The following is a 21622-nucleotide window of genomic DNA, read 5'->3' as shown; positions in this document are numbered from 1 at the left end:
AAGGAATCTGTCCGTTTTGCTATCCAGTACCAGTGAACAGGTGATCAGGCAGGTACAGGGCATGCGCGTGGCTCTGCTGCCGGTTGTCAGCCTGCACAGTGCACGCTGTATCGGGTACGAGGCTGTCCTGGTCGATGGCAACGACGACACGCATTCCGCGCAAGGTCTTCAGCCACTTTTCGTTCAGGCCGCGGCTGCCGGGGTTTTGTCTGATGTTACGGCCGAGGTATTCCGGCTGGCCCTGCATGCGTTTGTGCAGTGTCCCCGATGGGAAGAACACCGGCTCTTTGTCAGCATGGATGTGCGTGTGCTGGGGTGTTCGGATCGTCTGGCCCGGCGATTGGGCGTGTTGATGGAAGCCTGCGGGGTCGAGCGCGGTCGTGTGGTTCTGGCGCTGGAAGCCCATGGACCGGTCCGTGTTTGCGATGAGGCGATGGAGGGTTTGAATGCCCTACGTGCTGTAGCCGGCAGGGTTGCCATCAGCCATTTTGGTACCGGGTCGTCCGGTCTCCTGCTTCTGTTCCTGGCCAATCCGGATTACATCCAGCTTGACCGTTTCTTCATTACCGGCGGCCTGAGCAGCAGCCGTCGCCGCATTTTTCTGGGACACATGGTCAACCTTTCCCATCTTCTGGGGGTTCGGGTCATGGCCCGGGGTGTCGAGACCGAGCAGGAATATCTGGCCTGCCGCGAAGCTGGTCTTGATTTGGTTCAGGGCCCTCTGTTCGGTGGAGAGTCCGATCCCTGCTGTCGTCCTGATATGGAGCAGGTGCTTTCCCGTGCGCGGGATATCAACGCCCGTGACCGCCGGCATGCGGAAACGGACCAAGATCTGGTTCGGGCCCGCATCACCCGTGTTCCCCCGATCCCGGAAGATGCGCAGCTGGCTGATGTTCTGGAGCGGTTCCGTCTTGACAGCACCCACACGTTCTTTCCGGTGGTGTCCTGCGACGGAGAGCCGCTGGGCTTGGTGCGCGAACAGACCCTGAAAAATTATGTGTACGCGCCCTTTGGCAAGGAGCTGTTGTCGAACAAGGGTTATGCCCGTCAACTGCGTGACTTTCTCTGGCCCTGTCCTGTGGCCGATATCCGGACCAGTGCCGAGAAGATCCTGGAGATTTTTTCGGCTGACGAGGATTCAGAGGGTATCATCATTACTGCCGACGGATGCTATGCCGGCTTTCTGTCAGCCCGTTCCCTGCTGCGGCTTCTGAACGAGAAGAACCTGGCCGTGGCGCGGGACCAGAACCCGCTGACCCGTCTGCCCGGCAATACGCTGATTAATGCATACATGGCCCGGGTGATGGAAGACAGTCAGTCTTCCTGGTGTATTGTTTACTTTGACTTTGATGGATTCAAGCCGTTCAATGACACCTATGGATTCCGGCAGGGGGACCGGGCGATTGTCCTGTTTGCCAATCTTCTGGTGCGCGATCTGCGTCGCGATGATGTGTTCGTTGGCCACATTGGTGGCGATGATTTTGTTGCCGGGTTTCGTAACATCAGCTCTGAAACGGTTCTGGAGCGCGTGCGCGACCTGACCACGTGTTTTCGTCGAGATGTCGAAAGTTTTTATGATCCGGATGCCCGCCGCAACGGCTACATTGTAGCATGCGACAGAAGCGGGGCCCGGCAGCATTTTCCGTTGCTGTCTGCTTCGGCGGCGATTGTGCATATTCCGCAGGGGGCTGGGGGGCGTTGCTGTGATCATCTGGCCGAAACCATGGCCCGGCTGAAGTCGGAAGCCAAAGCTGCGCCGGACCGGATTGTCATGGCGCTCTTGGGGGAGCCCGTGCGCCGGGTTAGCGCCCCTCCCGCCACCATGCCAGAACCAGTGTTCCCAGAATAAGTATTGCGGCCACACCAGCCGGTAGCAACGGGGTCGTATGCACGCCGCTGCTGATATGGGCTTCGTTGCGGCGTATGCCAATCCAGGACGAACCGCTATGGCGCCTTGCGTCGGGGTCGATGCTGCGCAGTTGTGGCACGCCGTCCTGCGCCAGCCAGATGACGCTGCCTCCGGCTGCCTGACTCAAGGGGGCCAGCATGCGGTCGGTGGTAATCAGGGAGGCACGCTCCGGGCTGGTGCCGGTTCCCGATGCGGTGACAATGCGGCGGCTTCCATCGTCAACAGACCAGATTCCGGGCTTGGTTGCTTCTGTCTGTACCTGTTCCCGTCCCGGCGCGACCGTGTGCAAGGTGGCCGTGAGCTGGTTTCCGTCCGGGTCGGTGATGGTAACCCCGCGCCGGTCTGCTGGTGGGTCGGACAGGCTGCGCCGTGTTATTGTCATGATGCCGGTATCGGCGGCGATGGTCGCATGCAGGGTTTCTTCTTCCAGCGCGGGTTCTGCCAGCAGCCAGTTGACCAGCCGGCGCAGCAGCTCGGTCTGTGGCCCGCCACCGTCCCAGCCCCGGGCCCACAGCCACAGGGTATCGGACAGAATGACTGCGCTGCGGCCTTTTTCCACGCGTTCCAGAACCAGCAGGGGGGCCTCCCGCGGGGCCCGCATCAGGGTTGTTCCCCGGGTCGGGCTGGCTTCAACATACTGCAGCCAGGCCCCCCATGATGGAGGCTGGCCCTGCGTTCCGGAATCCGGCAGGCCGGCCGTAACCGGGTGGCGGAATCCGACCGGGTCCAGGTCCGGCACAAAGCGCGAGCGCACTGTGCGCCCGGTTGGCTGGGCCGGAATAACGCTGGTCAGGGGTGATTCCGCCAGGCTGCCGGCTCCGGCAAACTCAGGTCCAGCCGATAGCAGCAAGGCCCCTCCATTGCGGACATAGGCTGACAGGCGTTCCAGAAACAGTCCCGGTACCAGGGATCGACGGGTGTAGCGATCAAAAATAACCAGGTCGAAGTCAGCCAGCCGTTCCTCGAACAGTTCCCGGACCGGGAATGTGATCAGCGCCAGCTCGTGCAGGGGGGTGCCGTCGTCTTTGGCCGGAGGACGCAGGATGGTAAAGTGCACCAGGTCAATGCCGGGGTCGGCCTTCAGCAGCCGGCGCCAGGCGCGTTCCCCGATTGCCGGCTCGCCCGAGACCAGCAGGATGCGGACACGATCGCGAATGCCGTTGATTGCCAGGGCGGTCCGGTTGTTGGTGGTGTCGGGTTCGCCTTCAAGGGGCGGAACAGACAGGCCGACAACGGTTTGTCCTGCATGGGTCAGCGGAATGGCAAGATCCTGTTTGCGCCCGGGGATCACCATCCGCACCTGTGGCGGGTTGTTGTTGATGCGTACCGTCAGGGGAATGGGCGAGGACCGTTCTGCAACGCCGGTGTCGTATTCTGAAATGGTAACGCTGATGGTGGCTTCCCGTCCGATCAGGCCGAAGTCCGGGGCGGAGTCGATGTGGATCCGCCGGTCTTTCTCCCCCGGGGCTCCGGTCAGAAGGGTGTGAACCGGGGCCTTGATCCGGCTTGCCAGCGCCTGTACCGCGTCCGGGTCTGATGGCATGTCGTGCACCTGCCCGTCGGTTACCAGTACAACTGCGGCAACCGGCTGGCCGGCCAGCCCGGCCACAGCCTGTTCCACCGCCCCCGTCAGCCGCGTCCCGTTCTGTCCCTGGCTGTTGACCATGACGGTGTGTGTCCGGACATGGGCATGCTGGCCGATCCGGGCCTGAAGCATTTCCACGGTGGAATCCCGCAGGGCAATGCGTTGCCCGTGCTGCATGCTGTCGCTGTCGTCCAGGACCAGCAGCACAATGTCATCCACCGGTTCCCGTGTTTCATGCACCAGGACCGGCCCGGCCAGAACAGCGCACACCACACAGGCCGGCAGAAAGCGCCAGAACTCCCGGCGGCCCGATACGATCAGGCCGGGCAGGGTCAGGGCCAGCATGACCACAAATGCCCCGCCGGTCAGCCACAGGGGCAGCAGCGGTTCCAGGGACAGGCTCGCCATGCCGTTGACCGGTATCATTGGGTCAACCTTTCCAGAATGGCCGGCAGATGCACCTGATCGGCCTTGTAGTCACCGGTCAGGGCGTACATCACTATGTTGATGCCGCTGCGCAGGGCCAGCTCCCGCCCACGTTCCCCCGGCGGCACCATCGGCAGGACCGGGCGTCCCCGGCGATCAGAAGCCCAGGCCCCGGCCCAGTCGGCACTGCCGGCGATAACCGGCGAAACCCCTTCGCCACGGGCGGCCTGTTCCCCGATCCACACATCGGCACCGGCAATGCGTCCGGGCAGGTTTGGCAACAGGTAAAAGCTGCGGGTCAGGACATGGTCTTCGGGCATGCGCCGCAGGGGAGGCAGGTCCAGCGATGCCATCACTGTTCGCAGGGCGGCGGCGTTGTCAGGGTGGCGTCCGTCCAGAACAAGCAGCCCACCCCGTTCCAGATAGCGCGCGACACGGTCCCGCGTTTGTGTCGGAACCCCCACTGCACCGGGTCCGACCGGCCAGTAGATAAGGGGATAGAATTCCAGGGTATCGGTGTGCGGGTTGATCCGGCGTGGCTTGGCCAGCTCGGCCGAGGTGCGCAGGGCCAGTGCCCCGGTCAGACGCTGCAGTCCGGATTCAGTCAGGATGTCGATATCGACATCGCCGGTGGCAACCCAGGCCAGGCGTGTGTCCAGGGCATCGGTTATGTCGGGATTGTCGGCAGCGTCAGCCCGTGTTGCAGAGACAAGCGGAAGCAGGACCATCAAGGCCAGCATGGCCCCTGTCCGGCGCAGACCCTGCAACAGGCATGATCGCACGGCGGGCAGGGCATGGATCAGGCTGTCTGCCAGCAGCAGGGCCAGGGCCATGCCCAGCAGCAGCGGGCCAAGCCCGGATGCCATGCGGGTGGCTGCGGTTTCTCCGGCCGTTTGTACGCGGATGCCATCTGGCCAGCGGGTGCGTGCGTCCATCGCGGTTGTGCGGGTCGCCAGGGACAAGGCTTGCCGGTTGCCGGGGATGCCGTACCACCCGGGCGGATGCTCCGGCCCGACTGTGATGCGGGTTCCGGGTGTCTCGGTTGCGGCGGGAAGCGGCTTGACCCCTGCGCCCGGGGTGACAGGTTGCCCGTAACCATCCAGCACCTGCCACGGCGGCAGGGGGGTGTCACGGGCTGCCGCTTCGGCGGTGCCGGCCCCCAGTCCGGCCAGACGATCCAGCAGGACCGGGAACAGGCCGGACAAGGGCAGGGTGGTCCAGTCTGTGTTGGCCGATGTGTGGATCAGTACAATCCATCCCGCCCCGGATCGCAGCCCGGTGATCAGGGGGGTTCCGTCACGCAGGCGGGCCCAGGTCCGGCTTTCCGTTTCCGGGCCGGGGTGGGCCATCAGTTGGGTGGAAACCGTAATGCCGTCTGGCACGGTCAACCCGGACAGGGGACTGGTGCTGTCGAAGGGGGCCAGGGCCAATGGCTCCTGCCAGCTCAGTCCTTTGCCCATGAAGCGTCCCCCGGTGCGCAGCGAGACCGGCAGCAGCGCCGTATCACCCCGTTCGGCCAGGGCCGTATCGGCAAACCGGATCAGAACCCCGCCATGATCCACCCATTGCGACAGGGGTTCCACTTCGCTGTCCGGAATGGTGCCACCCGGTATGACCACCGTTGAAAGCCGGCGTGCCAGCAGTGTTGTCACCGACCCCGTATACACGGTCAGCGATCCGGCCAGCGCCCGTTCGGCATACCACGACCCCGACAGCAGAGGCAGGCTGTTGTCTCCCCGCGTGACCACCCCGGCCGGCAGGCGTTGCCAGCGGTCGTCGGTCAGCTGGACTGCCCCGGCTCCAAGCGGGATCCCGCCGGGATCGGTGATGTCCAGGCGGGTGACAAGCGGGATCAGGTCCGGCTCCAAGTCCAGGGTGATGGTTGCTTCCGTTGTTCCGGCTGTCAGGGTCAGTGGCCGGGAAACCCGCACGGTGCCGTTCCGGTCCAGACCTCTGGCCACCAGGGTGCGTGGGGGCAGCTGTCCGTCATCCGGGCGTCGGGCGGTCAGCTCAATGCCCGTTGCCGTGCGTTCCGGCGGACGCAGCAGAACAGCGGTCCGTGTTGGCGGTGCCAGCAGAACGGTTACCGGACCGCGCTGCTGCAACAGCATGGCGGCTTCGTCCTGTTCCGGATGCTCCAGGCCATCACTCAGCCACAGGGTTTCCACCGCATCGGGAACCGTACCGGGACGGTTCAGCCATGCTGCAAACGCCGCGTAGTCGGGATGATGGGGTGCCGGTGCCATCCGGCGCAGCCACGCCCGGGCATCTGCGGCAGAGCCAGGAGGGGACGCCGCCGGATACGATTCCCCCGGGCGCAGGGTGGTGGCCACAACCTGAACCGGACGCGACAGGGATGCGGCATCATCCAGAACGGTGTTCAGGGCACGGGTCCGGTCCTGCCATCCGGCTGCGGCGGCCCAGCCGGTATCAACCACAACCAACAGCGGCCGGCGGCTTTCTGCCGGCAGGCGTGCATCCATGACCGGGCCGGCCAGCCCGGCCAGGACCAGGGCCAGGATCAGCACCCGCAGCAGCAGGATCCACAACGGCGTGCGGGCCGGGGTAATGGTGCTCGGGTACATGTCGGCCAGCAGGCGCAGCGGCGGAAAGGTCATGTGCCGTTCCGGCGGCGGGGTGATGCGCAACAACCACCACACAGCCGGAAGGATGGCCAGCCCGGCCAGTATCCACGGGTTCAGGATGCTCAGAGTTCCTGTCAGCATGGCCCGCCTGTCATCCGGTGTGTTCCCAGACGGCTGTGCAGGCCCAGCAGGACCGGTTCCAGCGAGCGGTCGGTATGGTGCAGGCTGAAGGTCCACCCGAACTGCATGGCAATGGTTTCCAGGTGGCGGCGGTGTGCCTCCAGACGGCGGCAGTAGGCCTCGCGGATATCCCGGACCCGGGATACCAGAAGGCCCGGTGTGCCCACCTGCCCGGGCTGGAAGAAGCGGATTTGCCCGTCAAAGGGCAGGTTTTCCTCGGCTGGGTCCAGAACCTGGACCAGATGACCGCGAATGCCGGCTCCGGTCCAGGTGCGCAGGGTGTGTTCCAGGGTGTCGGGCGGGTCCAGGAAATCGCCGACCAGGATCACCAGGCTGTGGCGCAATGTCCCTGGGTCCGGAGCGGGCAGGGTTCGGTCTGTTTCCGGCGCCGGTGTTTCCAGATGTGTTGCCATGCGGATCAGGGCCGGGCGTCCGCTGCCGGGGGGCATGCGCGGGGACAGAAGGGCAACCTGTTCCCCCGCCCAGAGTCCCAGACAGGCCAGGGTCAGGACCAGCAGCCGGGCATGGTCGCGCTTTTCCGGAAGATGGGGGGATGAATGCCAGGCCATCGACGGGCCATCGGCACACCAGAACCACAGGCTGCGTGCCGAGACCTGTTCCTGCTGGCGGATATGCAGGTTGTCCCGCCGGGCACTCTGGCGCCAGTCGATGGCCGAGGTGGTATCCCCGTTCTCCCAGGGGCGGAACTGCCAGAATGAATCCCCGTAGCCGGCGGCCCGTCGTCTGTGGTTGCCTCCGCGCAGGGTGGCGGCGGCCTGTTCGGCTTTCAGCAGCAGCGGAGGCAGGTTTGCCGCCAGTCCTTCCGCCCGGTGATACAGTGACAGTGCCCCTGGTTTCACGGTCTTCCCCCCGTTCAGGCTGCGGCTGCCGGTGTTTCCAGATCCGCGACCAGGGCACGGATAACCGCGTCCACGGTGATGCCGTCGGCCCGTGCGGCAAAGGTCAGCGCCATGCGATGCCGCAGGACCGGAGCAGCCAGGGCGGTCACGTCAGCTTCCGATGGTGCAAGCCGCCCGTCCAGCAGGGCGCGTGCCCGCACTGCCATGGTCAGCGCCTGGCTGGCCCGTGGCCCGGGTCCCCAAGCCACGGCGCGGCGTACCATGTCCAGATTGCTGCTTTCCGGTCGTCCGTTTCGCACCAGGGCCAGAATGGATTCCACCACCCGTGTTCCAACCGGCATTCTCCGCACCAAGTCCTGCGCGGCCATCAGGTCTTCGGCGGTCATGACCGGGTGCAGGTGTGTGGTGGTGGTGCCCGTGGTTGCCATCAGCATCTGGCGCTCGGCATCCAGGTCGGGGTACCCGACGTCCACCTGCATCATGAAGCGGTCCAGCTGGGCTTCGGGCAGGGGATAGGTTCCTTCCTGCTCGATCGGGTTCTGCGTTGCCAGCACATGAAACGGAGCCGGCAGCCGGTGGGTCTGCCCGGCAATGGACACTTCATGTTCCTGCATGGCCTGCAGCAGTGCGGACTGGGTGCGTGGCCCGGCGCGGTTGACCTCGTCGGCCATCAAAAGCTGTGTAAACACCGGCCCGGGTACAAAGCGGAACCAGCGGTGCCCTTCTGGTGCGGTGTCCAGGATTTCCGAGCCCAAGATGTCGGCCGGCATCAGGTCGGGCGTAAACTGGATCCGCCGTGTTTCCAAGCCCAGAACCTGCCCCATGGCTTGTACCAGGCGGGTTTTGGCCAGCCCCGGTACCCCGACCAGCAGCACATGGCCCCCGGCCAGAAGTGTTACCAGGCTTTCATTGATCACCTGGTCCTGGCCAAAGATAACCGATGCCACGGCTCGGTGTGCGCGGGATACCAGATCCATCAGCTGGTCCTGTCGTTCGGTGGACAGGGGCGGAGGGGTGTCAGAACCAGGAAAGGACGAATTCGTTTTGTTCATAATGCCTTCTCCACGCTTTCCTGGTATAATGCGCCGTCCGGGCTGGACAACGAGGGGACAGGGCCCATGGGCCACCACGATCACGATGCTGAACCTGCCGATGCCGTACTGCGCAGTCTGGTGCCTGACAGCTGCGGTGATCTTGGTCTGTCGATCGACCGCAATGGCGACTGGTTTTATCTTGGCTCCCCCATTCGTCGTCCGGAACTGGTCCGCCTGTTTGCCTCGGTCCTGTCGCGCGATGCATCCGGTACTTACTGGCTTGTCACCCCGGCAGAGCGCGGCACCGTCAGCGTGGCCGATGTTCCCTTTGTTGCCGTGGACATGACCGTTGCCCATCCCGGCCCGGATCAGGTCATCAGCCTGCATACCAACGTCGATGACGTTGTGGTGCTTGATGATGCCCATCCCCTGCGTATGGCGCGCGACCGTGCGACAGGATGCCCCCTGCCTTATATCTACATCAGGAAAGGGCTGGAGGCACGCCTGAGCCGCCCTGTGTATTACCGTATGGTCGATCTGGCGCTGTGCGTGACCGTCGCGGCATCATCACAAAAAGCCGCTCCGGGCGGTGCCGGTCCCGATACGGTCGGGGTGTGGAGCTGCGGGTCTTTCTTTCCGCTGGGACAAACCGGACCATGATTTTTTCACGTGACCGGCTGGCAACCATGCTGGAGAAGGGGTACGGGACCGGTCTGTCTTCCGATGAGGATGCGGATCCTCTTTCTGGTGGTGATACGCTGTGCCCGGCGGCGGTTCTGGTTCCGCTGGTGTGCCATCCGTCGGCCTGTACGATTCTGCTGACCCGCCGCACCGATCATCTGGACCATCACGCCGGGCAGATCGCTTTTCCCGGTGGACGGCTGGAGGCCAGGGACAAGGATGCCGTGGACTGTGCCCTGCGTGAAACCGCCGAGGAAACCGGGCTGGACCGTCGCGGCGTTGATGTGGTTGGCCGTCTGGATGACTATCGCACCGTGACCGGTTTCCGGGTGACACCGGTGGTGGGTCTGCTTTCGCCGCCGCTGGGTCTGGATCCAGACCCGGGCGAGGTGGCCGAGGTGTTCGAGGTTCCGCTGGACTTTGTCCTGGATCCCCGCAATCACAGGCAAAATCAGATCGTTGTCAACGGACAGAGCCGCCTTTTTTATTCCCTGTCGTGGAATGACTATTATATATGGGGGGCAACGGCGGGCATGTTGGTCAACCTGTCACGCGTTCTCAACGGTGGGGCCGTGGATCCAGGATCGGGAAAAGGTGATAGTGTGTAATGGTCCAGTTCATGGTCACGGTTTTGTTGCCGTTCCTGGTGCCTTTGGTTGTCCTTGTGCTTTGGGTCCGGGTGCGGGCCCGCTGGGTGGAACGTCATGGCGGTGCGGTGCCGCCGCTTGAGAAGGGAGCCTGGTTTGTGGCCGTTCTGGCAGGTTTTATCCTGGTCATCCTGTCGCTGGTCGTTGTGGCCCTGATCGAGCCAGCCGGCCAGCCCGGTGATGCCTATACACCGCCAAAGCTGGTGGACGGGCGGATTGTCCCCGGCGGGTTCGGGGCGAAATGACCGCGTCCGCTCCGGAGGAACCCCGTCGGGTCTGGTCACGCCGGGAACGTCCTCCGTGGGGTCAACTGGGGCCTGTCCCCTGGCTGTCGTGGCCGGAAACCAGGGCGGTTGTGGATGCCCTTCAGGCCGAAGGATCCACCGTGCGCTTTGTCGGTGGCTGTGTGCGTGATGCCCTGCTTGGGGTCATGCCGCGGGATATTGACCTGGCCACCCCCGATCCGCCCGATACGGTGATCCGTCTGCTGGAACAAGCCGGCCTGCGCTGTATACCCACCGGGCTGCAACACGGTACCGTGACCGCCCGGGTGGGAGACCACAGTTTTGAAATCACCACCCTGCGGGAAGATGTGGAAACGGATGGCCGGCATGCCGTTGTGAAATGGTCGTCCTGCTGGATGGCCGATGCGGCCCGGCGTGATTTTACCATCAATGCCCTGTCGGCAACCCCGGACGGTGCGGTCTATGATTACTTTGACGGTCTTGAGCATCTGTCACATGGCCGGGTGGTGTTTGTGGGCCGCCCGATGCAGCGTATTGCCGAAGACTGGCTGCGGATCCTGCGGTTTTTCCGCTTCTATGCGCGCTTTGGCCGCCCCCCGGCCAGTGTGGGGGCGCTGTCATCCTGTCAGGCTCTGGCCCCGCATCTGAAGGAGCTGTCGGCCGAACGCATCCGTGATGAATTGATCGGTATCCTGGAAACACAGGCCTGTCCGGATGTTCTATTGCTGATGCGCGGGGCCCGGGTTCTGGAACAGATTCTGCCTGAGGCGGTTGCGTTCGGGCGGTTGCGTCAGCTGGTGTTTCTGGAAACACGCGGACTGGTGATGGATGGCGTTGAGCCCGATCCCGTGCGTCGGTTGGCTGCGGTTCTGCACACCGATCCACACACCGCCATGCAGGTGGCCCGTCGTCTGCGCCTGTCATCGCATCAGATGCAACGCCTGTCCGTTTTGTCCGATATCACGCCTTGCCCCGACCCGGATGGAGGTGAACCCCTTCTTCTTCCAGCTCTTTTCAGGCTGGGGCGAAAGACGGTGGTGGACATGATCCTTCTGGTGTGGTCCTCTGAGCGCGACGGAGAGCACAGGCTGTGTCCCCGGCGCAGCGCTTCGTGGCAACGTGCCCTGGATCTGGCCCTGTCGCTGCCCGTTCCGTCATTCCCCCTGAAAGGCCGGGATCTTTTGGCCAATGGATACCGGTCCGGGCCACTTCTTGGCCGGGAGCTGGCGCGACTTCAGGGGGAATGGCTTCACAGCGGGTGCCGGTTGGACCGCGCCGCCCTTCTGGCCTTTCTGCGTCCGCCGTCGCCAGACCCCGAAGAGGGGTAGGGCTTCCCCCTCCGAATACTTGTCTTCCGGCGTCAGTCCTGGTTGTTGATGCGGGCGAACGCGGTCAGCGTGTTGCGCAACAGGCAGGCAATGGTCATCGGCCCGACCCCGCCGGGCACCGGGGTGATAGCCCCGGCAACGCGGGCTGCCTCGTCAAAGGCAACATCGCCGGTCAGGCGGGTCTTGCCGCCCTCTGCCGCAATGCGGTTGATCCCGACATCGATAACCGTGGCCCCGGGCTTGATCCAGTCGCCGCGGATCATGGCCGGACGCCCGACGGCTGCCACCAGAATATCGGCCTGGCGGCAGATGGCGGGCAGGTCACGGGTGCGGGAATGGGCCACGGTCACGGTGCAGCTTTCCTGCAGCAGAAGCTGGGCCATCGGCTTGCCGACAATGTTGGACCGCCCGACCACCACGGCTTGCAGGCCGGTCATGTCCCTCAGCACATCGCGCAGCAAAAGCAGGCAGCCGAGCGGGGTGCACGGTATCAGCCCCTTGCCACCGGTGGCCAGCAGCCCGGCGTTGACCGGGTGAAACCCGTCCACATCCTTGTCCGGGCGGATGGCGGCAATAACGCGGTCGGCATTGATATGCGCCGGCAGGGGAAGCTGGACCAGAATGCCGTGAATGGTCGGATCATCGTTCAGGCGGGCGATTTCTTCCAGCAGGGCGGCTTCTGTCAGCGAGGTATCAAAGCGGCGTTCCACCGATTTCATGCCGCATTCTGCGGTTTGGCGCGCCTTGTTGCGGACATAGACATCGCTGGCCGGATCCTCGCCAACCATCAGAACCGCCAGTCCCGGCACGGTGCCAAGGCGGTCTTTCAGGCGGCCAACCTCGGTCGCGATGGACTGGCGCAGGGATGCGGCAAAGGCCTTGCCGTCGATCAAACGGGCAGAAGGATCAGTCATGGTGGTAATATCCCGGTAATGTGGGGGATCAGAATGGCAGGGTCCCCGGAAATCTGTACGGTCTTGCGGCGGTCCGTCGTGCCGGAAACAATGGAAAAGGTGCTTTTCGGCAGTTTCCACGCCTTGGCCAGCAGGGCAATCAGGGCCGTGTTGGCCTTGCCGTTTTCCGGAACGGCGGTGACTGACACTTTCAGCACCGGCGTTCCGTCCGCTTCCAGGGCGCGGGACCGGATGGCATTGGCCCCGGCTTTCGGGGTCAGGCGCACCACCAGCCGGATTCCATCGGCCGTGGACTTGAGCAAAAGAGAATGATCCGGGGCATCAGAACAGGGCACGGAGAACCAGCTCGTGCAGACCCGGGAGAACAGAGGCCCGGACCAGCATAATGGCGAAAAATAGAACCAGCGGCGACAAATCCAGGTTGCCCATGATCGGAACAACCCGGCGGATCTGTTCCAGGACCGGTTCGGTCAGGCGGTGGACAATATCACTGATGGTCCGCACCGCGCCGTTGCTGTAGTTCAGGACATTGAACGCAAACAGCCAGCTGAGGATGACCGAAGCAATCACGATCCACTCATAAAAGCTCAGGATCGCATCCAGAACCTGAAAAAAACCACTGACAGCCTGCATGGAGTTATTACCTGTCGGCCAAACCGTGAAACACGGCCCTACCCTAGCGGGATGCCCCCTGCGGTGCAAGGGAAACAGACATAGCCATCCGGCTGTCGGTGCAGGGCCAGAAACGGTCTTGACAGTCAAGGGGGTTCCGGAGATTATCCGCATCCCTTTTGTATAACGGGGCTGTAGCTCAGTTGGGAGAGCGCGTCGTTCGCAATGACGAGGCCAGCGGTTCGATCCCGCTCAGCTCCACCAATATTCAAACCCCAACCACTCTCGGTTGGGGTTTTTTCTTATCTGCTCCCGCCAGACCCCGCGAACACGCGCGGAACGCTGGGTAGGGTTGTGGACTTCGACAGTTTGGCCTGTCTGCCGACCATCGCTGGCGCTGACTACATCGGGTTGGCCGGTTTTTTCGATACGCACCTCCTTCATGCTGCCACCTCCGCTGCTTCGTTGGCTGGCTCCGGCCGCAATTCAGGGACCAGTCGCTCGATGCCGCTCGGGCGCAGCCGGACCTCAAGATCGGTGGGCGAAACGATCACCTTCTCGATCAGAAATTTGAAAATTTGGGTCTGCTTGGCCGGGAACAACTGATACCAGATTGCATCGATGCGCGTTATGGTGACCGTCACTTTGGTGTCGGGTCCTGCTTGACCGCGTGCGGCAGGATGTCAGTCAATAAGTCTGGTGAGCGCAAGATCGATCGTGCCTGATCAAACACGGTGGCTTCCAACTCGGCAGCGGGCAGGCGTGGCAGCCCCGAGGCGCCGGATGGACGGGCAGTTCGATGCTCTGGTCTCCTTCACCCCCAACCTCGGCGCCGGGGCGCTACAGCCGCTCGACGCTGAGGCGGAGAGTGAACGGTGGTGAGCATGATAGCGCCCCTACCGAGCTGAGGAAATGGGTGTGGGCTTCAGGGAAAAGATTACCCTGGCTAATGGCGCGCCGAAATACAGAGGCTCTCACATATTCCAGTACTAATTATGTGGGTTCTTTAAAGACATGCAGCATCAACTTTGAATAACATCAATTTTGAACTACCCCAGCCACTGCTACCGCCGTCGACTGGCTCTATTGGGACAAGACAACGAAAAACTCTCTCATCATCATATCCGCCTCGCAGGCGTAGATTTTTGTTATCTAGCATTTCTTTGTAGTCAACGACATAGTCGATTTTTTTTAGTTTTAAATAGTCCATTAATTTATTGCTTTTGATGTAAGGCAGAACTTCGTCGTTAGTTAGGCCATCGATATTCACTAGGGGCTTTTCTGAAAAGTAACTTATTATGCCAGCGTTCCACGCGGCGAATGTCGAGCTTCCATCTAGCGTTCGAACGTAAAGCCCCGCATTCATCATGCCTGCCTGATGTAGCCACGGTATAGCTAAAATATCCTTTGATCCAGATAATAAGTATACTAAGAAAACAAAAGGGAATGTAATAAAAGCTCGTCTCCCAAATAAATAATGAAATACGGCGGTCATTGTGATTGATATTGGGGCTATAAAATTTGAAGAATACCACGGCTGCAATGCGCCGCTGTTGTGTCTGTAAAAAAAGATGTAACCGACCACTGTCAGGGCACATCCTATTAACAATGCAGCTGGCAATGATTTGTTCTCTTCGTTGGCTAGCTTAATTGATTTTATGGAGGAGTACGTCACAGCCAAAAAGGATGCCAACAGCAAAATAATTTTGCTCTGCCGCTCAATAAAATCAAAGGTGGGAAATGATATCGAAAGAACGAGTTGCAATGGAGCGAAAATGCTGTGGCCTGCAACTGACGACCAAAAGAGCTTGGTTTGTGCACTTGCTTGAGCAAGCTGTCCGGAAATAAAGTAATTTTGAATCAAAACCACACAAACGCCGATAAGCGCACCCATCAGGATTGCGAAGCTTCTAACTACAGTTGGTGTTATTTTAAATTTTTCAGCTAAAAATATCGTGCAGAATAAAAATCCTGGCAGCATTCCGTAGTCAGTGCGTGATAGCGATCCCAGCAAGCCGACAAGAAATAATGCAAACAAAAATTTTGGGGATGCCTCTTCCTGTTTGGCAACGAAAAATACCGTAAGCGATGAGAGCAAAATCACTAGCCATGATTCCATCATGACTGTGCTTTGCATAATTATCGGGAAACTGAGAAATGGCAGTATTGCAGCGAGGGCTGCGGCTTTACCGTAAATCTCAGTTGCGGTTTTTACTAGAAAATATACTGAGGCGGAAATTGTTAAGCAGGAAATGGCGCCAACAATCAAATATATGCTGGTCCAGTTTATCTCCGGGTAGAGCTTAAAAATAAATACCAAAAAGTAACCGTATAGGAAATGAAACCCGGTTGCAGGCGAAGTGCCATCAAATGTCCAAACCCCTTCTTCTGCGCGATGAGATGCCATCTGAATATAATAAAAAGCGTCATCCGGAATGATTCCAATGAGCCTGTCTTGCGGAGAGTTAAAGAAAAATAAGAGACGTACAGACAATAGCAAAATAATAAAGATCGCTGATGCGATAGGTATTTTCTTTAAATCAATTTGAAATGTATTCATCTTAGATGTCCATCTTATTAAAAATGGCCGATGGTAGGTGTCTTATTATCATCATGATTAAGCACCACTTCCTAGGTGCGTAGATAATCGGCTTGCCTGCTTCTACGCCTTCAACAATCTGTTTTGCTACGACTTCGACGGGCGCGAGTTTGGCACCCTTACCCTTTAAGTGGGCAGTCATGGGGGTGTCAGTCGGACCAGGCTTGATCAGCACCACCCTAACCCCTGTGCCCGCAAAACGGTGCTGCAGGCCCTGGGTATATCGCGTAACCAACCCTTTTGCAGCGCTATAGACATAGTTGGATTTGCGCCCTCGATCACCAGCCACAGAGCCGATCAGGGCAATGGTGCCGTGGTTGGCTTTTGCCATCCATTTGGCGAAGGCCTCCGCATAGAGCACTGGTGAGATGCCATTGATATCCAGCGCTTTCCGGCATGCAGTCAGGTCGTCTTGGCAGTCGGCTTGATCTGGCAGTGAGCCGTGTGCGATCAGCACAACATCCACATCGCCTGACTGAACAATATCTTCGACCGTAGCCTTAATAGCTTCCGGGTCTAAAAATTCTGCCTGGACGATCCGAATTTCGGATTGAGGACTACGGACTTTCAAGTCAGTTGCAACCCGCTCAATACGCTGTGCATCCCGCCCTAGGAGAGTGAGATCGGTCGGCTGCTTCTCCAGCCATAGCCTGGCGCAGTGCTCGGCGATCGCCGAGGTGGCTCCAATAATGACGATTCTTTTCTTGTTGTTCATTCAACTTCCCATCAAACGGCGTGAGAGACCGGAACTGATGCCCGGGTCCCTGTATTTCATGAATTCGGCCAGGCGCGGATAGCCTACTTCGAAGAGTTCTCTGGGCATTCGCGCGTCCTTGGCCAGATAGATGCGGCCCTCGGCTTCACGCACGATGGCATCCAGGCGCTCGAATAGTTTGTGCGTGCGCTCCCCGTGATTCGGAAAGTCCAGCGCCAGCGTGACCCCGGGCTGAGGAAAACTCAGCATCCCAACCGGCTGGCGGTTGCCAAAGGTCTTCAGGACTGCAAGGAATGAACCATCGCCAGAGCGAGCGATTTCTTTGAGCATGGCCTGAACGGCGTCTTGCCCGACTTCCCGTGGCACCACACTCTGGTACTGGAAGAAGCCCTTCGGGCCGTATATCCGGTTCCACTCGAGCAGGTTGTCGAGCGGATAGAAAAATGGTTCGTAGTGCGTAATGGCCCGCCCAGCCCGCCACTTCTTGAGATGGTAGTAGGCCATGTTGAAGGGGCGCAGCGAAAGCCGATTGACCAGGGAAACGGGCGGCACGATGGGCATGGTCAGCTTACGTCCCTGGGGTGCCGGGCGTTCTCCGACATCGGTAGGGTTGCCGCGCATGAACAAACCGCGCCCACCGCCCCCGGTAATGCAGTCGATCCAGGACACCGTGTGCTCCCAGTCGGCCTCGGAGTCATCCGCGAGCCGGAAGAACTCGTCCAGGTTGGCATAAGGAACGGTCTCAGTGTCCAGCCACGGGCCGGCCACACGGCGCAACTGGAGCTCCACTTGGGTGATCACACCCGTCAGGCCCAATCCTCCCACCGTTGCAGCGAACCAATCAGCTCGATCATGCGGCCCGCACTGGATGACCTCGCCATCGGTCCGGATGAGAGTAAGGTTCTGGACGTGATCGCCAAAAGAACCCAGTACGTGATGGTTCTTGCCGTGGACATCGTTGGCGATCGCACCCCCAACGGTCACCAACTGGGTCCCCGGCGTTACGGGCAGAATCCAGCCGCGAGGGATGACCAGTCGCTGAATGTCCCGCAGTAGCACGCCAGCCTCACACACCAGGCGGCCAGTGCTGTCGTCGAAAGCGACGAAGTGGTCGAGTCCGGTCGTGACCCAGAGCGTGCCTTCCGGATTCAGGCAGACGTCACCGTAGCTGCGTCCCATGCCATGGGCAACGCCCGAGTAAGCCACGTGGCAAACCAGCGCCTTAACCCTGGAGGGGTTATTCAGATCGACGACATGATGAGGATCGGCGCTCAAACGCCCCCAAGAAGTAACCGGCTTCATACGGCCTCTGTGCGGAAGACATAACGCTTATCGAGGTGGTACTTGGTCAGGTAGCCGATTGCAAGACCAATAACGCCGCCGAAGTAGCGCATTTCCTTGGTCTCGAAGATATGGTGGAAGCCGAATTCGAAGCCCCAGAAGATCACGGTCGTGGCCAAGCCCATGACGGTGTAGAGGGCAAAGGTCTGTGTGTCGTGGGCGACGCTGCGCGTCCGGAAGCGGAAGATATAGCGTTTGTCGAGGATGTACTTGACGATAAGCCCAATGCCTGTGCCCACGACGACCGAGGCCAGAACGCTGAAGTCACCGCTGTAGGTACGGATGGCAAGATCCTGAGCGCCAATGTTTGCTGCGGTTGCGATTAATGCAAAAATGGCATAATAAACAGTGAGCTTTGTCGAAGCAAACATTCAATCATATCACCGAGGTTCATAAATAGTGCATGATACCGTAATGACCCGCTCGCCTCTAGCGCAGATACTGGGGTTACTCAAGCTGATGCGGCCAAAGCAGTGGGTCAAGAATGGTTTTGTTCTGGCGCCACTGATGTTTTCCGGTGCGTTTCTGCATGTTGATGCCGTCAGTCACGCTCTGTTTGCCGTGCTGCTGTTCTTCGTCGGATCTTCGGTGACCTACATCATCAACGACATGCACGACATCGAGCGCGACCGTCGTCACCCCAAGAAGTCCAAGACTCGTCCCTTGGCGGCCGGGATTGTCTCGGTGCCCGCTGCGCTGGTCCTCCTCGCGTGCCTCTATGCCGTGCTGGTGTGGGGCTGGTTCGTCGCTCCAAGGGTGGTGATGGTCATCGCGGCCTATCTGGTGCTGAACCTAGCCTACACGTTCGTGCTCAAGCACCAGCCCGTGGTCGATATCTTCACCATCGCCATTGGTTTTGTCCTGCGCGTCTACGCCGGTGCTATGGCACTGGACGTGCCCGTGTCCTCATGGATGTTCATCACGACACTGTGCCTGGCTCTGTACCTGGCCGCTGTTAAACGCCGCCAGGAGCTCAGCCAAAGCGGCACGGAGGGCCGTAAGGTGCTCGAGAAGTACTCCGTTTCATTGGTGGACCGCTACGCTGAGATGTCCGCAACCGGGGCGCTGCTGTTCTACAGCATGTTCGTGATGTCCTCCAAGCCTGAGTTGGTCATCACGGTTCCATTGGTGTTGTTCGGCCTGTTTCGTTACTGGTTCGTGGTGGAAGCCCTTGATGGCGGTGAGTCGCCCACCGACGCGCTCCTGGCCGACTGGCAGTTGTTGCTTACCGTGGTGCTGTGGGTGGCTGCCTGCGGCTGGGCTTTGTGGCCAGTGCAGGGGTAATCATGGACTTCTCTTACGCCCTGACTCCATTTCTGGCTTGGCTCGTCGCCGGAGTTTCGAAGTTCATCATCAACAGCATCAAGGCAAAGCAGCTGGCGTTCGGCCTCATCGGCTACGGTGGGTTGCCCAGCAATCACAGCGCGATCGTCAGCAGCATGGCTGCGCTCATTGTCCTCAAGGAGGGTATCGGACACCCCGCCTTCGGCGTCGCCATTACGCTGGCCTTTATCGTGATGCTCGATGCCAACAGCCTGCGCCGGCAGGTGGGCAAGCACGCGGTGGCCATCAACAAATTGGTGGCTGGGGTAGCTGACCATCAGGCACTGCGCGAACGCATGGGTCACACCCGATTGGAAATTGCCGCCGGCATTGCCGTGGGTATCGCGGTTGCCGCTGCAGTAAACACGATTTTGACCTGATGGATGAATCACGGAGGGCCGATGCCCCGGGGATAAACCCAGCTACCGCGAGCCGCATTCCAGTTCGGTCCATTTCGTTGGCCATTGTGGTGGCGGTGGTGCTGTACGTCGGAATGGCGACCCTGGCGGATTGGGAAGCATTTGGTGCTGCGGTATCGGTGATCCCGGGTGCGCTTTGGGCGCAGGTAGAGGTGCTCTCCCTCCTGAGCGATCTCCTTCAGTTTTCATGCTGGCATCCCTTCATCGTTGCTTTGGGGCGCAAGGTGCCGATTCTTCGTAATCTCGATCTACTTGGTGGCGTTTGCGCTGACACTCACTCCGGGCAAGTCTGGGGGGACGATTCTATCGATTTATCTTCATCCTTGCGGCATGAGCTATCCACGCAGTATCGGTGTATTTATCGCGGAGCGGCTGGACTTGGTTGCAGTGGGGGCTCTGGTGCGACTGGATGATCGGAAAACTTTGTGTGCTTGCAGAATGCAGCAGTCGACGAAACGAGGCACGCGTCTTCGTAGACTTCGATGTCGCACAGATGGTAGATGACCTTGCCTGGCAGTCGGATGAACTTGGGTCCGATGCCATGACGCGCCAGCGCTCGAGTGTTTTGTGTGACAGGCCCCAGCGTGCGGCAAGTTGTAGTTGATCGAAGTGGGTGGTGGTCATGCTGAACTCTTTGTGTTGGATGGGGAGTTCATGAATGCTCTGTTTCGGGAAAGTGGTAAGTTCTGCAGGTGGTCAGGGGGCTTGGCTGTAAATGGATGATGTGGCCCCGGTTGGACAAGGGTGAAGATTGGTATCCAGTCTCGACCGTCGAAAAGTGATCGAACCAAGCGGGTTTTGCGGTAGGGTGCGGAAGGGTCAAACTTTTCGTATCAGCTCGCAAGGGTACGTGCAGCCTGTTTTGCGCACGTTCATGCTGCTGTCGGTGGCGGGCGAGTGTCCCACCACCAATATTGAAACCCCGACCGGGAACGGTTGGGGTTTTTCTTGTATGCTTCCGTCAGGCCTCGCGAACACCCGCGGAACGCTGGGTAGGGTTGTGGACTTCGACAGTTTGCCTGTCTGCCGACCTGGATTCTGGCCATATGGTGTTCTCTGCAGATAATTCCTCTCTCTGTTTCTGTCTGGCCCGGAACGGCCCGAAGTCCGCAGATGTTACGCCTGCGGGGTTATGTCAATCAAAGGGCTGCGCGCCGATTTCAAACCGACCGAGCACGACAGTCAATGTGCGTCCATTGAGCAGATCGTCAAGTTCGAATAAGGAAATCAGTCAGGCCCAGTACCAAGGACGCCTAAGAACACTACGGGTAATCTGGTACTCGCCAAGGGCTACTTGACCAAGCGGCTTGGCAATGACGTCGTCAAAAGCCACATTACCCGTCATGAGTCCGAAATCCTCGAGCATTTCGAATTGGTGGTGAGCGCAGAAAGAATGGAAAAGGTGGTGCAGTAGCAACTGGAGGTCTATGGCTGATTAAAAGAGCCATCCGGGGAGGGTGCCTTGGTGCAAGGGTGTAGATTTAACAAGACAGATTCACTGCGGCATCGCACCCTAGGGGGTAAGATGCTGATAAAAAATACAACCTATAAATGTTGTGGTCGACTCGTATATTCGTCCATACTCAGCCCATGCGGGATAAAGGGGGTCTTGTAAAGACCTCCGGTGATGGGGTTGGTCAGTGCGATCATTCCACTCTTCCATCCGAAAAGCTCTGCCAAGGCGCTTTGATGGTGACGGGCGAGCCCCTGATTTCCACAATACCTGTTCATTTTCATTCGCTTGAGCCAAGGTGGCTGAAAGTTTGGCCGCAGCACCACGTGCGCAGGAGGCGCCGTCTGTCGGCATTGATGGAATCCGCCGGGTGGCTTATGGTAGGCGTAGGATCATGGTGCTGGAGTTCCCTTTCAAGCAAGGGCGGGTGGACCTTAGTCCCGGCCAGCCTGCGCAAGGCAAGCTGACAGACCGGCCTTGAGATTGCTTCTTTGGCAGAAAATCCTTGCTCAAAGTCAGGGTGGTGTGGCACGGTGCATGCCCTTGCATAAGGTGGTATGTCCTTGTCGCTTTTTTGCTCCGGACCCACATGCTGAAATCTGCCGTCTGCGCGTGTTGTTCGTGAAGCGGGATGGCGGTAGCGTGTAAAAATTCCCTGATATTCGTGTCCCTATTGCAGGAATAGGCTGGTTTTCAAGGATAAGCCCGGTTCGTGGTCCTTCCCTGTTTGCTTCGGGAGCTCTAGGTCAGTTCAGCTTGCTCCGGC

The 21622-nt window shown here is 60.0% G+C and carries 22 protein-coding genes and 1 tRNA gene; 10 read left to right on the top strand and 13 right to left on the bottom strand.

The annotated features are described in order from the left end of the window. Positions 1–61 precede the first annotated feature (61 nt). Positions 62–1849, top strand: a complete 1788-nt coding sequence (locus HEQ60_RS03710) for a bifunctional diguanylate cyclase/phosphodiesterase (protein WP_168069573.1) — start codon at positions 62–64, stop codon at positions 1847–1849. Here HEQ60_RS03710 and HEQ60_RS03705 read toward each other — a convergent pair. Genes HEQ60_RS03705 through HEQ60_RS03690 form a run of 4 tightly spaced genes read right to left on the bottom strand, consistent with a single transcriptional unit; the run spans position 1803 to position 8522 of the window. Beyond that, positions 1803–3920, bottom strand: a complete 2118-nt coding sequence (locus HEQ60_RS03705; protein WP_168069571.1) for a hypothetical protein — start codon at positions 3918–3920, stop codon at positions 1803–1805. The genes HEQ60_RS03710 and HEQ60_RS03705 overlap by 47 nt on opposite strands. Continuing rightward, the gene (locus HEQ60_RS03700) at positions 3917–6646 is read right to left on the bottom strand and encodes a DUF4159 domain-containing protein (RefSeq protein ID WP_168069569.1); all 2730 of its coding nucleotides are present in this window, start codon (positions 6644–6646) and stop codon (positions 3917–3919) included. Before HEQ60_RS03700 ends, HEQ60_RS03705 begins: the two co-directional genes overlap by 4 nt. Beyond that, the gene (locus HEQ60_RS03695; RefSeq protein ID WP_168069567.1) at positions 6640–7545 is read right to left on the bottom strand and encodes a DUF58 domain-containing protein; all 906 of its coding nucleotides are present in this window, start codon (positions 7543–7545) and stop codon (positions 6640–6642) included. The genes HEQ60_RS03700 and HEQ60_RS03695 overlap by 7 nt, the downstream gene beginning before the upstream one ends. 14 nt (positions 7546–7559) lie before the next feature. Then, a complete protein-coding gene (locus tag HEQ60_RS03690) occupies positions 7560–8522 on the bottom strand; it encodes an AAA family ATPase (RefSeq protein ID WP_245183750.1) in 963 nt (320 codons plus the stop codon). Positions 8523–8663: 141 nt separating this feature from the next. On the opposite strand from HEQ60_RS03690, the gene HEQ60_RS03685 reads away from it, so the two are divergent. Genes HEQ60_RS03685 through HEQ60_RS03670 form a run of 4 tightly spaced genes read left to right on the top strand, consistent with a single transcriptional unit; the run spans position 8664 to position 11480 of the window. Continuing rightward, complete coding sequence (locus HEQ60_RS03685; protein ID WP_066134417.1) at positions 8664–9239, top strand: DUF1285 domain-containing protein; 576 nt, start codon at positions 8664–8666, stop codon at positions 9237–9239. Next, the gene (locus HEQ60_RS03680) at positions 9236–9868 is read left to right on the top strand and encodes a CoA pyrophosphatase (RefSeq protein ID WP_168069563.1); all 633 of its coding nucleotides are present in this window, start codon (positions 9236–9238) and stop codon (positions 9866–9868) included. The genes HEQ60_RS03685 and HEQ60_RS03680 overlap by 4 nt, the downstream gene beginning before the upstream one ends. Then, positions 9868–10152 carry a DUF6111 family protein gene (locus HEQ60_RS03675; protein ID WP_168069561.1) on the top strand — a complete coding sequence of 95 codons (285 nt, stop codon included), beginning with the start codon at positions 9868–9870 and terminating at the stop codon, positions 10150–10152. Before HEQ60_RS03680 ends, HEQ60_RS03675 begins: the two co-directional genes overlap by 1 nt. Then, positions 10149–11480: a CCA tRNA nucleotidyltransferase gene (locus HEQ60_RS03670; RefSeq protein WP_168069559.1), complete on the top strand. Its 1332-nt coding sequence runs from the start codon at positions 10149–10151 to the stop codon at positions 11478–11480. The genes HEQ60_RS03675 and HEQ60_RS03670 overlap by 4 nt, the downstream gene beginning before the upstream one ends. A gap of 32 nt (positions 11481–11512) precedes the next feature. Here HEQ60_RS03670 and folD read toward each other — a convergent pair whose 3' ends face one another. From folD to HEQ60_RS03655, 3 genes are read right to left on the bottom strand one after another with little or no spacing between them, the layout of a single operon-like run. After that, positions 11513–12394 carry a bifunctional methylenetetrahydrofolate dehydrogenase/methenyltetrahydrofolate cyclohydrolase FolD gene (gene folD, locus HEQ60_RS03665; protein ID WP_168069557.1) on the bottom strand — a complete coding sequence of 294 codons (882 nt, stop codon included), beginning with the start codon at positions 12392–12394 and terminating at the stop codon, positions 11513–11515. Next, entirely contained in the window at positions 12391–12729 is a 339-nt protein-coding gene (locus HEQ60_RS03660; RefSeq protein WP_322099284.1) for a DUF167 family protein, read from the bottom strand. The genes folD and HEQ60_RS03660 overlap by 4 nt, the downstream gene beginning before the upstream one ends. After that, positions 12716–13027: a YggT family protein gene (locus HEQ60_RS03655; protein WP_066134435.1), complete on the bottom strand. Its 312-nt coding sequence runs from the start codon at positions 13025–13027 to the stop codon at positions 12716–12718. Before HEQ60_RS03655 ends, HEQ60_RS03660 begins: the two co-directional genes overlap by 14 nt. A 167-nt stretch (positions 13028–13194) precedes the next feature. Between HEQ60_RS03655 and HEQ60_RS03650 the strand changes: the two genes are divergently transcribed. Next, positions 13195–13270, top strand: a tRNA-Ala gene (locus HEQ60_RS03650). On the opposite strand, the gene HEQ60_RS03645 is transcribed toward HEQ60_RS03650, so the two are convergent. Both HEQ60_RS03645 and HEQ60_RS10470 read right to left on the bottom strand, forming a co-directional pair. Further along, positions 13259–13450, bottom strand: coding sequence for a hypothetical protein (locus HEQ60_RS03645; protein ID WP_168069555.1), 192 nt, complete (start codon positions 13448–13450; stop codon positions 13259–13261). The two genes, HEQ60_RS03650 and HEQ60_RS03645, sit on opposite strands and share 12 nt — an antisense overlap. Next, positions 13447–13650 (bottom strand): hypothetical protein, encoded by a 204-nt coding sequence (locus HEQ60_RS10470; RefSeq protein WP_209315384.1) that lies wholly within the window; start codon positions 13648–13650, stop codon positions 13447–13449. Before HEQ60_RS10470 ends, HEQ60_RS03645 begins: the two co-directional genes overlap by 4 nt. A gap of 155 nt (positions 13651–13805) precedes the next feature. Between HEQ60_RS10470 and HEQ60_RS10950 the strand changes: the two genes are divergently transcribed. Next, positions 13806–14042 carry a glycoside hydrolase family protein gene (locus tag HEQ60_RS10950; RefSeq protein ID WP_416046626.1) on the top strand — a complete coding sequence of 79 codons (237 nt, stop codon included), beginning with the start codon at positions 13806–13808 and terminating at the stop codon, positions 14040–14042. On the opposite strand, the gene HEQ60_RS03635 is transcribed toward HEQ60_RS10950, so the two are convergent. From HEQ60_RS03635 to HEQ60_RS03620, 4 genes are read right to left on the bottom strand one after another with little or no spacing between them, the layout of a single operon-like run. Beyond that, a complete protein-coding gene (locus HEQ60_RS03635) occupies positions 14013–15566 on the bottom strand; it encodes a hypothetical protein (protein WP_168069553.1) in 1554 nt (517 codons plus the stop codon). The two genes, HEQ60_RS10950 and HEQ60_RS03635, sit on opposite strands and share 30 nt — an antisense overlap. Position 15567: 1 nt before the next feature. After that, complete coding sequence (locus HEQ60_RS03630; RefSeq protein WP_168069552.1) at positions 15568–16320, bottom strand: SDR family NAD(P)-dependent oxidoreductase; 753 nt, start codon at positions 16318–16320, stop codon at positions 15568–15570. Further along, positions 16321–17622: an FAD-binding oxidoreductase gene (locus HEQ60_RS03625; protein WP_168069551.1), complete on the bottom strand. Its 1302-nt coding sequence runs from the start codon at positions 17620–17622 to the stop codon at positions 16321–16323. Next, positions 17619–18032 (bottom strand): GtrA family protein, encoded by a 414-nt coding sequence (locus tag HEQ60_RS03620; protein ID WP_168069550.1) that lies wholly within the window; start codon positions 18030–18032, stop codon positions 17619–17621. Before HEQ60_RS03620 ends, HEQ60_RS03625 begins: the two co-directional genes overlap by 4 nt. 43 nt (positions 18033–18075) lie before the next feature. Between HEQ60_RS03620 and HEQ60_RS03615 the strand changes: the two genes are divergently transcribed. From HEQ60_RS03615 to HEQ60_RS03605, 3 genes are read left to right on the top strand one after another with little or no spacing between them, the layout of a single operon-like run. Beyond that, on the top strand, positions 18076–18945 hold the full coding sequence (locus HEQ60_RS03615) for a decaprenyl-phosphate phosphoribosyltransferase (protein ID WP_168069549.1): 870 nt from the start codon (positions 18076–18078) through the stop codon (positions 18943–18945). Positions 18946–18947: 2 nt separating this feature from the next. After that, a complete protein-coding gene (locus HEQ60_RS03610) occupies positions 18948–19364 on the top strand; it encodes a divergent PAP2 family protein (protein WP_168069548.1) in 417 nt (138 codons plus the stop codon). Then, positions 19364–19816, top strand: a complete 453-nt coding sequence (locus tag HEQ60_RS03605; RefSeq protein WP_168069168.1) for a hypothetical protein — start codon at positions 19364–19366, stop codon at positions 19814–19816. Before HEQ60_RS03610 ends, HEQ60_RS03605 begins: the two co-directional genes overlap by 1 nt. Positions 19817–21622: the final 1806 nt, after the last annotated feature.

The organism is Haematospirillum sp. H1815 (assembly GCF_012102705.1).
In the GTDB taxonomy this organism is placed as follows: Bacteria; Pseudomonadota; Alphaproteobacteria; order Rhodospirillales; family Rhodospirillaceae; genus Haematospirillum.
The sequence above is the reverse complement of the archived record's forward strand: the minus strand, read 5'-3'. Positions and strand labels throughout refer to the sequence as shown.

Bases quoted from the DNA above. Each gene is read 5' to 3' on its own strand.
- HEQ60_RS03630 (WP_168069552.1), bottom strand. From the start codon at position 16,320: ATGAACAACAAGAAAAGAATCGTCATTATTGGAGCCACCTCGGCGATC.
- HEQ60_RS03690 (WP_245183750.1), bottom strand. From the start codon at position 8,522: ATGGATCTGGTATCCCGCGCACACCGAGCCGTGGCATCGGTTATCTTT.
- HEQ60_RS03710 (WP_168069573.1), top strand. From the start codon at position 62: ATGCGCGTGGCTCTGCTGCCGGTTGTCAGCCTGCACAGTGCACGCTGT.
- HEQ60_RS03615 (WP_168069549.1), top strand. From the start codon at position 18,076: ATGACCCGCTCGCCTCTAGCGCAGATACTGGGGTTACTCAAGCTGATG.
- HEQ60_RS03655 (WP_066134435.1), bottom strand. From the start codon at position 13,027: ATGCAGGCTGTCAGTGGTTTTTTTCAGGTTCTGGATGCGATCCTGAGC.
- HEQ60_RS03635 (WP_168069553.1), bottom strand. From the start codon at position 15,566: ATGAATACATTTCAAATTGATTTAAAGAAAATACCTATCGCATCAGCG.
- HEQ60_RS03680 (WP_168069563.1), top strand. From the start codon at position 9,236: ATGATTTTTTCACGTGACCGGCTGGCAACCATGCTGGAGAAGGGGTAC.
- HEQ60_RS03610 (WP_168069548.1), top strand. From the start codon at position 18,948: ATGGACTTCTCTTACGCCCTGACTCCATTTCTGGCTTGGCTCGTCGCC.
- HEQ60_RS10950 (WP_416046626.1), top strand. From the start codon at position 13,806: ATGCTCTGGTCTCCTTCACCCCCAACCTCGGCGCCGGGGCGCTACAGC.
- HEQ60_RS03670 (WP_168069559.1), top strand. From the start codon at position 10,149: ATGACCGCGTCCGCTCCGGAGGAACCCCGTCGGGTCTGGTCACGCCGG.
- HEQ60_RS03620 (WP_168069550.1), bottom strand. From the start codon at position 18,032: ATGTTTGCTTCGACAAAGCTCACTGTTTATTATGCCATTTTTGCATTA.
- HEQ60_RS03625 (WP_168069551.1), bottom strand. From the start codon at position 17,622: ATGAAGCCGGTTACTTCTTGGGGGCGTTTGAGCGCCGATCCTCATCAT.
- HEQ60_RS03645 (WP_168069555.1), bottom strand. From the start codon at position 13,450: ATGAAGGAGGTGCGTATCGAAAAAACCGGCCAACCCGATGTAGTCAGC.
- HEQ60_RS03705 (WP_168069571.1), bottom strand. From the start codon at position 3,920: ATGATACCGGTCAACGGCATGGCGAGCCTGTCCCTGGAACCGCTGCTG.
- HEQ60_RS03700 (WP_168069569.1), bottom strand. From the start codon at position 6,646: ATGCTGACAGGAACTCTGAGCATCCTGAACCCGTGGATACTGGCCGGG.
- HEQ60_RS03675 (WP_168069561.1), top strand. From the start codon at position 9,868: ATGGTCCAGTTCATGGTCACGGTTTTGTTGCCGTTCCTGGTGCCTTTG.
- HEQ60_RS03685 (WP_066134417.1), top strand. From the start codon at position 8,664: ATGGGCCACCACGATCACGATGCTGAACCTGCCGATGCCGTACTGCGC.
- HEQ60_RS03605 (WP_168069168.1), top strand. From the start codon at position 19,364: ATGGATGAATCACGGAGGGCCGATGCCCCGGGGATAAACCCAGCTACC.
- folD (WP_168069557.1), bottom strand. From the start codon at position 12,394: ATGACTGATCCTTCTGCCCGTTTGATCGACGGCAAGGCCTTTGCCGCA.